At 54.5% G+C, this 14,047-nt stretch carries 12 protein-coding genes; 8 read left to right on the forward strand and 4 right to left on the reverse strand.

Translation table 11 applies throughout. The features are described from left to right. Window positions 1–37: 37 nt before the first annotated feature. The 6 genes from pip to infB all read left to right on the forward strand — a co-directional run bounded on the left by pip (window position 38) and on the right by infB (window position 7,247). The gene (gene pip / locus ABJF76_RS07170) at window positions 38–1,009 is read left to right on the forward strand and encodes a prolyl aminopeptidase (RefSeq protein ID WP_413818930.1); all 972 of its coding nucleotides are present in this window, start codon (window positions 38–40) and stop codon (window positions 1,007–1,009) included. Continuing rightward, entirely contained in the window at window positions 1,006–1,782 is a 777-nt protein-coding gene (locus tag ABJF76_RS07175) for an ABC transporter substrate-binding protein (RefSeq protein ID WP_413818929.1), read from the forward strand. The genes pip and ABJF76_RS07175 overlap by 4 nt, the downstream gene beginning before the upstream one ends. A 137-nt stretch (window positions 1,783–1,919) precedes the next feature. Continuing rightward, the gene (gene rimP / locus ABJF76_RS07180; protein WP_413818928.1) at window positions 1,920–2,498 is read left to right on the forward strand and encodes a ribosome maturation factor RimP; all 579 of its coding nucleotides are present in this window, start codon (window positions 1,920–1,922) and stop codon (window positions 2,496–2,498) included. Further along, window positions 2,498–4,117, forward strand: a complete 1,620-nt coding sequence (gene nusA / locus ABJF76_RS07185; RefSeq protein ID WP_413818927.1) for a transcription termination factor NusA — start codon at window positions 2,498–2,500, stop codon at window positions 4,115–4,117. Before rimP ends, nusA begins: the two co-directional genes overlap by 1 nt. 22 nt (window positions 4,118–4,139) lie before the next feature. Further along, a complete protein-coding gene (locus ABJF76_RS07190; RefSeq protein ID WP_413822545.1) occupies window positions 4,140–4,760 on the forward strand; it encodes an RNA-binding protein in 621 nt (206 codons plus the stop codon). Between the two features lie 6 nt (window positions 4,761–4,766). After that, a complete protein-coding gene (infB, locus tag ABJF76_RS07195; protein ID WP_413818925.1) occupies window positions 4,767–7,247 on the forward strand; it encodes a translation initiation factor IF-2 in 2,481 nt (826 codons plus the stop codon). Window positions 7,248–7,320: 73 nt separating this feature from the next. Here the strand turns inward: infB and ABJF76_RS07200 are convergent, their stop codons facing one another. The 4 genes from ABJF76_RS07200 to ABJF76_RS07215 form a co-directional block, all read right to left on the reverse strand. Continuing rightward, window positions 7,321–7,455, reverse strand: a complete 135-nt coding sequence (locus ABJF76_RS07200; protein ID WP_413818924.1) for a hypothetical protein — start codon at window positions 7,453–7,455, stop codon at window positions 7,321–7,323. Window positions 7,456–7,577: 122 nt separating this feature from the next. Continuing rightward, window positions 7,578–7,976, reverse strand: a complete 399-nt coding sequence (gene mutT, locus ABJF76_RS07205; RefSeq protein WP_413818923.1) for an 8-oxo-dGTP diphosphatase MutT — start codon at window positions 7,974–7,976, stop codon at window positions 7,578–7,580. Next, window positions 7,973–9,199 carry a bifunctional glutamate N-acetyltransferase/amino-acid acetyltransferase ArgJ gene (argJ, locus tag ABJF76_RS07210; RefSeq protein ID WP_413818922.1) on the reverse strand — a complete coding sequence of 409 codons (1,227 nt, stop codon included), beginning with the start codon at window positions 9,197–9,199 and terminating at the stop codon, window positions 7,973–7,975. The genes mutT and argJ overlap by 4 nt, the downstream gene beginning before the upstream one ends. Window positions 9,200–9,202: 3 nt before the next feature. Beyond that, window positions 9,203–10,042: a peptidylprolyl isomerase gene (locus ABJF76_RS07215; protein ID WP_413818921.1), complete on the reverse strand. Its 840-nt coding sequence runs from the start codon at window positions 10,040–10,042 to the stop codon at window positions 9,203–9,205. Between the two features lie 175 nt (window positions 10,043–10,217). On the opposite strand from ABJF76_RS07215, the gene secA reads away from it, so the two are divergent. Together secA and ABJF76_RS07225 are read left to right on the forward strand one after the other, a co-directional pair. Then, window positions 10,218–12,917: a preprotein translocase subunit SecA gene (secA, locus tag ABJF76_RS07220; RefSeq protein WP_413818920.1), complete on the forward strand. Its 2,700-nt coding sequence runs from the start codon at window positions 10,218–10,220 to the stop codon at window positions 12,915–12,917. A gap of 107 nt (window positions 12,918–13,024) precedes the next feature. After that, window positions 13,025–14,041: a hypothetical protein gene (locus tag ABJF76_RS07225; protein ID WP_413818919.1), complete on the forward strand. Its 1,017-nt coding sequence runs from the start codon at window positions 13,025–13,027 to the stop codon at window positions 14,039–14,041. The last annotated feature ends 6 nt before the right edge of the window (window positions 14,042–14,047 follow it).

Consider the following 14,047-nt stretch of genomic DNA (forward strand, 5'->3'; position numbering starts at 1 on the left):
ATGCTCATGTGCGTATGACGTTCAATGTAGGTCAGTAATGGACAAACACAGCGACCAAAAGCGCGCGGTACAATATCTGTATCCGCCATCTGATCCTTACGACCAGCGAATGTTGGACGTAGGGCAAGGCCATCGTGTCTATATAGAGCAATGTGGCAACCCGTCTGGTATCCCCGTGGTGATTTGCCACGGTGGCCCGGGGGGCGGCTGCAGCCCCGCGATGCGGCGTTATTTTGATCCAGAACTATACCGAATCATTTTGTTTGATCAGCGCGGTTGTGGCCGGTCTAGGCCCCATGCGTCGGTGACGGACAACACAACATGGCATCTGGTCGCCGACATGGAGGCGATTCGCCGCACCCTGAATATTGACGTTTGGATCGTGTTTGGCGGCAGTTGGGGTGCGACGCTGGCGCTCATATATGCCGAAACCCACCCCGAACGTGTGCGCAATCTTGTGTTGCGCGGCGTGTTCTTGATGACGCAACGCGAGCTGGATTGGTTTTATGGCGGTGGCGCTGGGCGATTCTGGCCCGAGGTTTGGGCTCGATTCGAATCGCTCGTGCCTGAAGACGAACGTGGTGATCTGATAGGCGCATATCATCGGCGGTTGTTTTCTGGCGATGTGGCGTTGGAAACACGTTTTGCCCGCGCATGGAGTTCTTGGGAAAACGCGTTGGCCTCGATTCATTCCAATGGCGCCGGGGGCGAAGCGCCGGGCGACTATGCGCGCGCGTTTGCCCGGCTTGAGAATCACTATTTCACCAATGCGGGTTTTCTGGAATTTGATGGTCAGATCATTGCGAATGCAGGTCGAATCAAACACATTCCCGGCACCATTGTGCAGGGACGCTATGATATGATTTGCCCCCCTGAAAGTGCATATGCACTGGCGCAAGCATGGCCTGGGGGTGAATTGAAAATGGTGCGCGATGCGGGCCATGCCTTGTCAGAGCCGGGTATTTCCGCTGAACTGGTGCGAACAATGGATAGGATTGCTGGCAAATGACCCGGATCGACCGCCGTGCGCTTTTTGCATCCGGTGCCACTGCGGCACTGCTTGCAGCCACTGGTGTGTCTGCTGCCCCGAAACGCGGTGGACGGTTAAAAGCAGCCCTGTCTGGCCCGTTGTTTGATCAGGCAGTTGCGGCCACCGTTTACGAAAACCTGACCGAAATCGCGGCTGATGGCACATTGCGTGGTGAATTGGCGACGGATTGGGTATCGGACGAAACCGCGCAACGATGGCGGTTCAGCTTGCGTGATGGTGTGACGTTCCATGATGGCAGCGCCTTTGCAGCGCCTGCCGTGCTTGACCTGCCGATGAATGTGCAAATCGTCGATGAACACACGGTTGAAATCGTGTTGGACACCCCAAACCCAAACCTTCCCTATCTTTTGGCGCACCCCGGATATGAAATTCAGTCGGCGACGGGGGTCGGCAGTGGTCTGTATCAGGTGCAAAAATTAGTGGAAGGCCGTCACTTTATTTCCAGCCGTGTGCAGGATCATTGGAAAGAAAACGCCGGATGGTTTGATAGTGTTGAATTCGTGCAATTCAGTGCGGATGCAATACGCTCAGAGGCGCTGCGTGATGGATTGGTAGATGTGGCCGATATTAGCGTGCTTGATCCTTACGCCGACCCGCGCGATTTTCAGACGCTTCCGGGCGACGCTGGCACAACTCATATCGCCACAACAACGGTTTCTGTGCCGCACACAATCGGTAAAACATGGCCGCTTGATAACTTGCGCATGGCGGAACGGTGGTGGATGGGCTGACGGCCCTTGCAGACTCGGAAAACCTTCCGTATATGCACCTCAACAGCGGCGCGCTGGGGTCCAAACCTACCGCTCCACCGAGAACGATCAACGGGCCGCGCGCCCGTTTTTTTGTGCCCAAAATAAATGTAGGATTCATGTCAAACGATCTGATCGCCAAAGCCGCCATCGACCGTCGCCTGGCCGAAATCATCACGCCGGTGATCGAGGATCTTGGCTATGAATTGGTGCGTTTGCGCCTCATGAGCGGCAAGGACGAATCGACTTTGCAAATCATGGCCGATCTGCCCGAAGGCGGGATTTTGGTGGATGATTGCGCCAAGATTTCGACAGCCGTCAGCGCGACGCTTGATGTCGAAGACCCGATTTTGGACGCCTATATGTTGGAAGTGTCGAGCCCCGGCATCGACCGCCCACTGACTCGACTCAAAGATTTTGACATGTTCGAAGGCTATGAGGCCAAGCTAGAAACTGACGAACTGATCGACGGCCGTCGCCGCTTTAAGGGTACGCTGGCTGGCATCGACGGCGACGAAGTGTTGATCAACGTCGCGGAAGGCACAATTGGCCTTAAGTTCGATTGGTTGGTCGAGGCCAAGCTTGTGTTGACCGACGAGCTGATCAAAGAAATGCTGCGCCAACGTAAAGCAGCGGGCGTGCTGAAAGAAACTGATTTCGATGAAATACAGACCGAAGAGTCCGAGGAGAACACCTGATGGCTATTACATCCGCAAACCAGCTTGAGCTGTTGCAAACCGCCGAGGCTGTCGCCCGCGAAAAGATGATCGACCCAGGGCTGGTTATTGAAGCGATGGAAGAATCCCTCGCCCGTGCGGCCAAGTCGCGGTACGGCGCTGAAATGGACATTCGCGTGGCCATTGATCGCAAGACGGGCCGTGCCACGTTTACCCGCGTACGCACCGTGGTCGAAGAAGAATTGCTAGAAAACTATCAGTCTGAGTTCACGGTCGAGCAAGCCAAGCAATACATGGCTGATCCCGAAGTCGGTCAGGAATTTGTCGAAGAAGTGCCACCCGTTGAAATGGGTCGCATTGCTGCTCAATCCGCCAAGCAGGTCATCCTGCAAAAAGTGCGCGAAGCAGAACGTGATCGCCAATTCGAAGAATTCAAAGACCGCGCAGGCACAATCATCAACGCGCTGGTCAAGCGCGAGGAATACGGCAACGTGATTGTCGATGTGGGTGCAGGCGAAGCGATCTTGCGCCGCAACGAAAAAATTGGCCGCGAAGCGTATCGTCCTAACGACCGCATCCGCTGCTACATCAAAGACGTGCGTCGCGAACAGCGTGGCCCGCAGATTTTCCTAAGCCGCACCGCGCCCGAATTCATGGCCGAGCTTTTCAAGATGGAAGTGCCCGAAATCTATGACGGTATCATTGAAATCAAAGCCGTGGCCCGTGACCCCGGTTCGCGCGCGAAAATCGCTGTGATTTCCTATGACGGCTCCATCGATCCAGTTGGCGCTTGTGTTGGTATGCGCGGCAGCCGTGTGCAGGCCGTTGTGAACGAATTGCAGGGTGAAAAGATCGACATCATCCCTTGGAATGAAGATCAGCCAACGTTCCTTGTGAACGCTTTGCAGCCTGCCGAGGTTTCAAAGGTTGTTCTGGACGAAGAAGCCGGCAAAATCGAAGTTGTTGTGCCAGAAGAACAGCTGTCCCTCGCCATCGGCCGTCGTGGTCAGAACGTGCGGTTGGCCAGCCAACTTACCGGTTTGGATATCGACATCATGACAGAGGCCGACGAATCGGCCCGTCGTCAGGCAGAGTTTGAACTGCGTACCAAGTTGTTCATGGATAACCTTGATCTGGACGAATTCTTTGCCCAGTTGCTGGTGTCCGAAGGCTTTACCAACCTAGAAGAAGTCGCTTATGTCGAGCAGGACGAACTGCTTGTCATCGACGGCGTCGATTCAGATACAGCTTCGGAATTGCAGGCCCGTGCCCGCGACGTACTCGAGGCGGCGTCTAAAGCTGCGTTGGAAAGCGCGCGCGCCTTGGGTGCAGAAGACAGCCTTATTGAATTTGACGGTCTGACACCCCAAATGATTGAGGCATTGGCCAAGGACGACGTAAAAACACTCGAAGATTTCGCGACCTGTGCTGATTGGGAATTGGCCGGTGGTTGGACGACCGTCGATGGTGAACGTCACAAGGACGACGGTGTTCTTGAACCCTTCGAAGTGTCATTGGAAGAAGCGCAGCACTTGGTGATGACAGCGCGGATCTTGTTAGGTTGGGTTGATCCTGCGGAATTGGAAGCAGACGCAGAAGAAACAGAAGACGGCGACCTGACCGAGGAGACCGAGGCCTGATCTCAGGCCTCGGGGCAAGCAAATGAGTCGCGGTGGCGCCTCCAAAGATCGATCCGACGGTCCAGAACGCAAGTGCATTGCCACGGGCGAGGTGCAGCCTAAGTATGGGTTGATCCGTTTTGTGGTTGGTCCTGAAACGCAGATTGTACCGGATATTGCGGGCAAGCTGCCAGGTCGTGGTATATATGTCGCGGCGGACCGAGTCGCGTTGGACACGGCCGTTGCCAAAAAACTGTTTGCACGGGGCGCAAAAATGTCCGTGCAAGTGCCCGAGAACCTGACGGACGAGGTGGAGCGGCAATTGGCCCGTCGGGTCGTTGACTTGATTGCGCTATCGCGCAAGTCAGGCCGGGCCGTGGCGGGGTATGAAAAAGTCAAAGGCTGGCTTCAAATGGAAGAAGCACAGGTTTTGATTCAAGCGGTTGATGTGTCTGGTCGAGGCAAGACCAAGCTAAGCACGCCGCACTTTGGATCGTATATCGGATGGCTTACATCTGATGAACTGGGATTGGCGTTTGGTCGCCAAACTGTAATTCATGGGGCGCTGGCCTCTGGTGGACTCACGCAACGTGTTGTAGAGGAAGCCAACCGTTTACGCGGTGTGCGTGAAAATACAGTGGCATCGGCCGCTGGGAAGGATTGACGAGCTTTGAGCGATACTGACGGGAAAAAGACACTGGGTCTGCGCAGCGGCGCGCGTCCGGGCAATGTGAAACAAAGTTTCAGCCATGGACGCACCAAGAATGTCGTCGTCGAGACCAAGCGCAAGCGGGTCGTCGTACCCAAACCGGGTGCTGCAAAACCTGCGGCCTCTAGCGGCCCATCTGTGGGTGACCCAAGCCGTCGCCCCGCCGGCATTACCGATGCGGAAATGGATCGCCGCCTAAAGGCTGTGCAAGCTGCCAAATCGCGCGAGGTCGAAGAGGCCGCTGCGCGTGAAGCGGCTGAAAAAGCACGCGAAGCGGAGCGCGAGCGCCGCCGGGCCGAGATGGAAGCCAAGGAGCGCGAAGAAAAAGAGCGCCTCGAAAATCTGCGCGCGAAGGAAGAAGAAGAGGCACGTAAAGTGGCCGAAGCGGCTGCCGCTGCTCAGGCTGCTGCTGCACCTGCCCCTTCAGGTGATGAACCTGCCAAACCTGCGCAGCGTCAAGCGCCATCGGCTGTTGCTCCTCGCAAGCAAGACCGCGATCGTGATCAACGCAACGCGCGTCCTGGTAAGGGTGATGACAACCGTCGCTCTGGCAAGCTGACATTGAACCAAGCATTGACTGGGGGCGAAGGTGGCCGTCAGCGGTCCATGGCCGCCATGAAACGCAAGCAAGAACGTGCCCGTCAAAAAGCGATGGGTGGGTCGGTCGAACGTGAAAAGGTCATGCGCACGGTGGCCCTACCCGAAGCAATTGTTGTGTCTGAACTGGCGAACCGGATGACGGAACGCGTCGGTGACGTGGTAAAATCGTTGATGCAGATGGGCCTTATGGTCACGCAGAACGAAACCATTGATGCGGACACTGCCGAACTGATTATCCAGGAATTTGGCCACACTGTTCAACGTGTGTCAGATGCTGACGTCGAAGACGTGATTAAAGAGATCGTTGACGACGAAGGTGATCTTTTGACGCGCCCTCCGGTTGTTACAATCATGGGTCACGTCGACCACGGGAAAACCTCGCTTTTGGATGCGATCCGCAAGGCCAAAGTTGTCTCTGGCGAAGCTGGCGGTATCACGCAGCACATCGGGGCCTATCAGGTCAAAGCGTCGAACGGGTCTGTTCTATGTTTCCTTGATACACCGGGCCACGCGGCGTTTACGTCGATGCGGTCACGCGGTGCTCAGGTGACGGACATTGTTGTGTTGGTGGTTGCTGCGGACGATGCCGTTATGCCCCAAACCGTCGAGGCGATTGCCCACGCGAAAGCGGCGAATGTGCCGATGATCGTGGCGATCAACAAGATCGACAAACACGAAGCGAACCCAACTAAGGTCCGCACAGACCTGCTGCAACACGAAGTCGTCGTCGAAAAGATGTCTGGTGAAGTGCAGGATGTTGAAGTGTCTGCGGCCACTGGCCAAGGTTTGGACGAACTGATCGAAGCGATTGCTTTGCAGTCCGAACTCTTGGAACTGAAAGCCAACCCAAATCGCGCCGCCCAAGGTGCCGTGATCGAGGCGCAGCTTGATGTCGGCCGAGGCCCTGTGGCAACGGTTCTGATCCAGAATGGTACTTTGCGTCAGGGCGACATCTTCGTCGTCGGAGAGCAGTACGGTAAGGTCCGCGCGCTTATCAATGACAAGGGCGAACGGGTTAAAGAAGCTGGGCCATCTGTGCCCGTCGAAGTGCTTGGCTTGAACGGCACACCCGGTGCAGGTGACGTATTGAACGTGACGGAAACCGAAGCACAGGCGCGTGAAATCGCGGAATATCGTGCCAACGCAGCCAAAGACAAACGTGCAGCGGCCGGTGCGGCAACGACTTTGGAACAGCTGATGGCGAATGCCAAAGCTGACGAAGACGTCAGCGAATTGCCAATCCTGGTCAAAGCCGATGTGCAGGGTTCTGCCGAGGCAATCGTTCAAGCGATGGAGAAAATCGGCAACGATGAGGTGCGTGTACGCGTGTTGCATTCGGGTGTTGGTGCCATCACCGAAACTGATGTGGGTCTGGCTGAGGCGTCAAATGCGCCAATCATGGGCTTCAATGTTCGTGCCAACGCATCCGCTCGGAACACGGCCAACCAAAAGGGCGTCGAAATCCGTTACTATTCGGTGATCTACGATCTTGTGGACGACGTTAAAGCGGCCGCTTCTGGTCTGCTTAGCAACGAAATCCGCGAAACCTTCATCGGTTATGCTGAGATCAAAGAGGTCTTTAAGGTGTCCAACGTCGGTAAGGTCGCTGGTTGTCTGGTGACTGAAGGTACAGCGCGTCGTTCTGCTGGTGTGCGTCTGCTGCGCGATAACGTCGTGATCCACGAGGGTACGTTGAAAACACTCAAACGCTTCAAAGATGAAGTTGCTGATGTGCCTTCGGGTCAGGAATGTGGGATGGCATTCGAGAACTACGAAGACATCCGTGCCAAGGATGTGATCGAGATCTTTGAACGTGAAGAAATTGCGCGTTCGCTTGACTAAAGCATAGACCATTAAAAATTAAAAAAGGGGACAGTGTGAACTGTCCCCTTTTTTAATTGGTCTCACAGTCGTTTCAAGCGGCTTGGGAAATAGGCATCCCAGAGTAATGGGCGCCATCAACATGAACAGTCATACGTCCGTCCGGAAGCGTTTTCACATATATGCCTTGCACAAGAATTGCGCTGCCCATGGCGATCGTTTTCAGCATGATTTTTCCTCCCCAGAAAATACGATGCTCTATAAATGTACAAAGATTAGTTAATAAGTCATCAACAATGTTGTGTGGGACACCAAACATTGTGCAGAAGTTGAACGGACTGACCTAATTGGTCAAAGCCAGTCCCTTAAAATCGGAATAAGCGGAACGTCTGCGGCAGGCATTGGGTAGGTCTTCAGGTCCTGTGGGCGGACCCATTTTAAGGCTTGGCCTTCGTTTGGTTGTGGCGTTCCTTCCCATTTGCGGCAGGCAAACAGAGGCATCAATAAGTGGAACGATTCATAACTATGGCTCGCAAACGTCAGGGGTGCGAGGCAGGACTGCCAGGTATCGATCCCAAGCTCTTCTTGAAGTTCACGGATCAAAGCAGCTTCTGGGGTTTCCCCAACTTCCACCTTACCACCCGGAAATTCCCATAGACCTGCCATGGATTTCCCCTCCGGGCGCTGTGCCAACAGCACCCGCCCATCCACGTCAATCAAAGCGACGGCAGAGACAAGGACAACCTTCACGACCGGTAATCTGCATTTATTTCGATATAACCATGGGTCAGATCGCAGGTCCAAACCGTGGATGACCCAGTGCCCATCCCGCAATCAACGCGTATGCAGATGTGATCAGATTTCATGTGCTCTGCAGCATCTTCTTCTTGGTAATTTTGGCTGACCCAGCCGTTTTCCGCGACCAGAGTGTCGCCAAACCAGATCGAAAGGGTGTCACGATCCGCAGGAGCACCTGATTTTCCGACGGCCATAACGACGCGACCCCAATTTGGATCCTCGCCAGCAATAGCGGTTTTCACCAAAGGAGAATTCGCGATGGACAGCCCATGGATTTTGGCGCTGACATCATCCACGGCGCCGGTCACGTTGATCTCAACGAACTTGGTGGCGCCTTCGCCGTCCCGGACAACTTGGTGCGCAAGGTCCAGCATGACTTCATTCAAGGCAACCTCGAAGGCTTTGTTTCCGGTCGCATCCACCCCACTTGCGCCTGTCGCGGCAACCAAAAGGCTGTCGGATGTCGACGTGTCGCTGTCCACGGTGATGCAGTTGAACGTGGAATCGCAAGCCGTGGCCGACATAGCTTGCAGCGCGTCTTGATCCACTTTTGCGTCAGTAAAAATATAGACCAACATCGTCGCCATATCTGGCGCGATCATGCCGCTGCCCTTGGCGATACCTGCGATCTTAACAGTTTTACCTGCGACTTCGCACGTGGCGGACGCCCCTTTTGGATAGGTGTCTGTTGTCATGATAGCACGCGCAGCGTCAGCGATTTTGTCCGCTGAAAGCGATGTATTTAGTTCACCCAACTTGGTGGTGATGCGTTCAAACGGAAGCGGTTCGCCAATCACACCGGTCGACGCGGTGAAGACACGTGACGCCGGAGTGCCGGTAGCGCTAGAAACGGCTTGCACGATTCCATCAACTGCCGCTTGGCCGTTTCGCCCTGTGAATGCGTTCGAGTTTCCCGAGTTCACAAGGATCGCAGCCCCATCCTTGGTCGATCCGCCAAGCTTTGCTTGGCAGTCAAGAACAGGGGCGGAGCGCGTTGCGGAGCGCGTAAACGTCCCCGCAATCGCTGTACCTGGCACACATTGCGCCAACATGACATCATCGCGCCCGGTATATTTCACGCCTGCTGCGACTGCTGAAAACGTTACGCCGTCGATGATCGGCAAGTCGGGAAACTTGGCCGGAGCCAGCGGCGAGACGTTGGCACCTTCAGCCATGTTTTATTCCACCAAAGTCAGATCGTTAAGAATTGCCGGATCGATACCAGCGGCTGCTGATTGATCAACCGAAGCGCCAGATTCTAGTTCGGCGATGTGTGCTTCAACAGCGGCGGCGCGGACTTCGTCTTCGATTTCTTGGCGGACATCATCAAGCGCAGGGCGATCCTGAACGCGAGTTTCGTTCAACCTGATGACATGCCATCCGAATTGGGTTTGCACAGGGGCAGAAACTTCACCAACCTCAAGTGTAATAACAGCCGCTTCAAAGCTGGGAACCATCGCCCCGGTGCCGAACCAACCTAATTGACCACCATTCGGGCCAGACGGACCTGTGGATTTTTCCCGCGCAGTAGCGGCAAAATCTGCGCCTGCTTCGATATCTGCCTGAATGGCCAGCGCGGTTTCTTCGGTTTCCACCAAAATATGCGAGGCGTTGTATTCTTCTGTGGCCTCTGCATCAGCAAAGCGGGTTTCGTAGGCAGTTTGGATTGCTTCGGGCGTGATAGCGGTTTGCAATACCAGTTCCAGCGCTTCGCCTGCGGTCAGGGATCGCGTTTCGTTTTCAAGCGATAGGGCTACGCGGTTTGGCAGCTCATCCGTGTAAGATTGGGCCAGAAGGGTCTGCTGTACCAGCTGTTCCAAGATACCGTTGAACAGGACTTCGGGTGGTAGTTCTTGAAATTGCGCAGGCAAAGTCGCGCGCGCAATGATCATGTGTCCGATTGTGATTTCCGTTCCATTGACGGTGGCCACGACGGTTCCAGCGTCTTGCGCAGCTGCCGGCAAGGCCATTGCAGCAACAAGACCCAAAGCGGGCAAATTAAGCAGGTGTTTCATCATCAATCAGTCCTTGGGATGGGCACGCAGGGTTGCGTGCATTGACACGGTTTGGTGCGACCCTTACATCGGCCTATGGACACGGCTAATGCCGTATTTTGCCTTTTTCTATCTATGGGCTTAGCACGCGTCCAGCAAGCAGTTGCTGCACAACATGAATTGATCGGCTGGAGAACGCATGTTCGGTTTCGGAACTCTCACCAAAAAGGTGTTTGGCACGCCAAATGACCGTAAGGTCAAGGCAACCCGCGTACTCGTCGAAAAGGTTAACGCGCTAGAGCCGGAGTTCACCGTGCTGAGCGATGATGGGCTTAAAGACAAGACCGAGGAAATGGCCAAACGCGCCATGGATGGCGAAAGTCTGGATGATTTGCTGCCCGAAGCCTTCGCAAACTGCCGCGAGGCTGCCCGCCGAGCGCTGGGGTTGCGGGCCTATGACACGCAGTTGCTGGGTGCGATTTTCTTGCATCAGGGCAACATTGCCGAACAAAAAACCGGCGAAGGTAAAACGCTGACGGCGACATTTGCCTGCTATCTGAATGCCTTGACTGGCAAGGGCGTGCACGTTGTGACCGTCAACGACTACCTTGTGCAACGCGACGCGGAATGGATGGGCAAAGTGTTTGGCGCTTTGGGTCTGACAACTGGCGTCGCCGTCGCAGGTATGACCGAAGATGCCAAGCGCGAGGCATATGCTTGTGACGTGACCTATGCCACGAATAACGAGCTTGGGTTTGATTATCTGCGCGACAATATGAAACCGTCCATTGCCGAAATGGTTCAACGCGAACATAATTTTGCAGTTGTGGACGAAGTTGACAGTATTTTGATCGACGAAGCGCGTACGCCGCTGATTATCTCGGGACCCTTGCAAGACCGATCCGAGATGTACGTGACCATCGACGCCATTATTCCACTGATCGAAGAAAACCATTTCGAATTGGATGAAAAACAGCGCAGCGTGACATTCACGGATGATGGTAACGAATTCCTCGAAGAACAGTTGCGCATTCGCGGGCTAATCGAAGAAGGTGCGTCACTTTACGACCCTGAAAGCACGTCGATTGTGCACCACGTCAACCAAGGCCTGCGCGCGCACAAGCTGTTCCTAAAGGACAAGGATTATATCGTTCGCAATGATGAGATCGTCCTGATCGACGAATTCACTGGCCGTATGATGGCTGGCCGTCGTCTTTCTGACGGCTTGCACCAATCGATCGAGGCCAAAGAAGGCGTCAAAATTCAGCCGGAAAACCAAACGCTGGCCTCTGTTACCTTCCAAAACTATTTCCGCCTTTATGACAAGCTGGGCGGAATGACAGGTACAGCCGCGACCGAAGCAGAAGAATTTGGCGAAATTTACGGTCTTGGTGTGGTCGAAGTGCCAACAAACAAGCCAATCGCTCGTGTCGACGAAGACGACCAAGTTTACCGTTCCGCCATCGAGAAATACAAAGCGATGATCAAAGAAATCGCGGTTGCCAATGAAAAGGGTCAGCCCGTGCTTGTTGGCACAGTCTCGATCGACAAATCCGAGATGTTCGCGACAATGCTTGAAGCCGAAGGCATCAAACACAACGTCCTGAACGCGCGCCAACACGAGCAAGAAGCCCAGATTATTGCGGATGCTGGCAAGTTTGGCGCCGTCACAATCGCCACAAACATGGCTGGGCGCGGTACCGATATTCAGCTGGGTGGCAACGTCGAACTGAAGGTGCTTGAGGCGATCACCGCCGATCCCGAAGCGGATCCCGAAGCGATCCGTACCAAGATCGAAGCCGAACACGAGGACGAAAAGAAAAAGGTTCTTGCCGCGGGTGGGCTTTTTGTTCTGGCGTCTGAACGTCACGAAAGCCGTCGCATCGACAACCAGTTGCGTGGGCGCTCGGGCCGTCAAGGTGACCCGGGTCGCACGTCGTTTTATCTAAGCCTCGAAGATGACCTTATGCGCATCTTTGGGTCGGGCCGTCTCGAAAAAGTTCTGACGACGCTGGGCCTGGAAGAAGGCGAAGCGATTGTGCACCCGTGGGTCAACAAATCGCTGGAACGCGCGCAGGCCAAGGTCGAAGGGCGCAACTTTGACATTCGTAAGCAGTTGCTGAAATTCGATGACGTGATGAATGATCAGCGCAAAGTCGTGTTCGGCCAGCGCCGTGAAATCATGGAAGCCGAAGATCTACAGGAGATCACTTCGGACATGCGCGACCAGGTGGTGGATGATCTGATTGATCAATTCTTGCCACAAGGGTCCTATGCCGATCAGTGGGACGGTCAGGGGCTTTACGCCGCTGGAATTGAACAGCTTGGTATCGATGCACCCGTGATTGCATGGTGCGAAGAGGAAGGCGTGGATGACGAACAAATTCGCGACCGCTTGATCGAAGCCAGTGACGCGATGATGGCCGAAAAGACAGAAGCCTTTGGTCCCGAAAACATGCGGGCCATCGAAAAGCAGCTGTTGTTGCAGGCGATTGATGGCAAGTGGCGCGAACACTTGCTGACTTTGGAACATTTGCGATCCGTCGTTGGTTTCCGCAGCTATGCGCAGCGTGACCCATTGAACGAATACAAGAACGAAGCGTTCCAACTGTTTGAAGCGATGCTTGACAGCCTGCGCACCGAAGTGACGCAAAAGCTGTCGATGATCCGTCCCATGACAGAAGAAGAACGTGAACAGATGTTGGTAGAAATGGCTGCGCAACAGCAACCTGCTGCCGAAGTCGTTCAAGAAAATGCATTGCCAGCACCCACAGCCGAAGCGTTGGCAAATGGGTTCGACGAAAACGACCCAAGCACATGGGGAAACCCCGGCCGTAACGATCTGTGTCCATGTGGGTCTGGTCAAAAATTCAAACATTGCCATGGGCGACTGGCTTAACCAGCCGCCCTATTCTTGCCCTAAACTCTCCTTTTGTGCGTCACATCGCGGTCGCTTTGTCGTGCGAAACCCTTCCTTGAGGTAATCCGTGGAAGGGATTTGGGATCATGCGGCATATGAAAGAGATCGCGACAGCGGCTGGTACGCTCGTCATCGCTGTAGGCGTTGGTTTTGTCATGCAAAGCAGCGAATCCGCTGAACAACATTATGGCAAGTCCGCACGCCCCATTGTGACCGAACCCAACCTTGAAAACGACGACTCTGACTCTGTTCTAAGTGACGCGGTTAGCGCGGACATTTTGTTGCAGGTGAAAGCGGTGGAATTGACGTCAGCGAGTGAAGCTTCGGGTTTGTCTATTCCCTCAGACATCACAAATGTGGAACGCACATCGGCGTCAATCACGGATCAACCCCCTGAACTTGATGCCCTGCCAGAAGGGCAACATTGCGAAGCTTCGGCACATGCCACTGCTATTCCCGGCGCCTTGGTTAACTTAAGCCTAAACGCACCTTGCGCGCCGAACGAACGGTTGACGGTTCACCACAATGGCATGATTTTCACTGAAACAACGGACGACGCAGGCCAACTGTCTTTTACGGTGCCTGCGCTGACAGAACAGGCCGTGTTCATCATGGCGTTTTCAAATGGCAGTGGTGCTGTGGCCCAAATCGACGTTCTTGATATTGACGATTTTGATCGCACAGTTCTGCAATGGCGCGGACAATCAGGGTTTGAATTGCATGCGCGTGAATTTGGCGCAGGTTATGGTGACGCTGGTCATGTGTGGTCCGGCGGAGACCAAAATATCGCGGGTCTTATCACTGGCGAAACTGGCTTGCTGTTACGCCTTGGCGACAACCTGTCGGCAGAACCTCTGCTGGCCGAGGTATATTCCTTTCGAAGCGCGACTTCCGCCCACGTAGGTCTTGTCGATCTAAGCATCGAAGCAGAGGTCACTTCGACCAATTGTGGGCTTGAGATCGAGGCGCAATCTTTGGAAAAAATAGCTAACGGTAAGATGAAAACCCATGATCTGACGCTGGCAGTGCCAGATTGCGACACGATTGGCACCTTTCTTGTGTTGAACAATCTTGTCGAAGACTTGAAAGTCGCCAGCAACTAACCGTTG

It is taken from the genome of Tateyamaria sp. (assembly GCF_039940735.1).
Lineage (GTDB): Bacteria > Pseudomonadota > Alphaproteobacteria > Rhodobacterales > Rhodobacteraceae > Tateyamaria.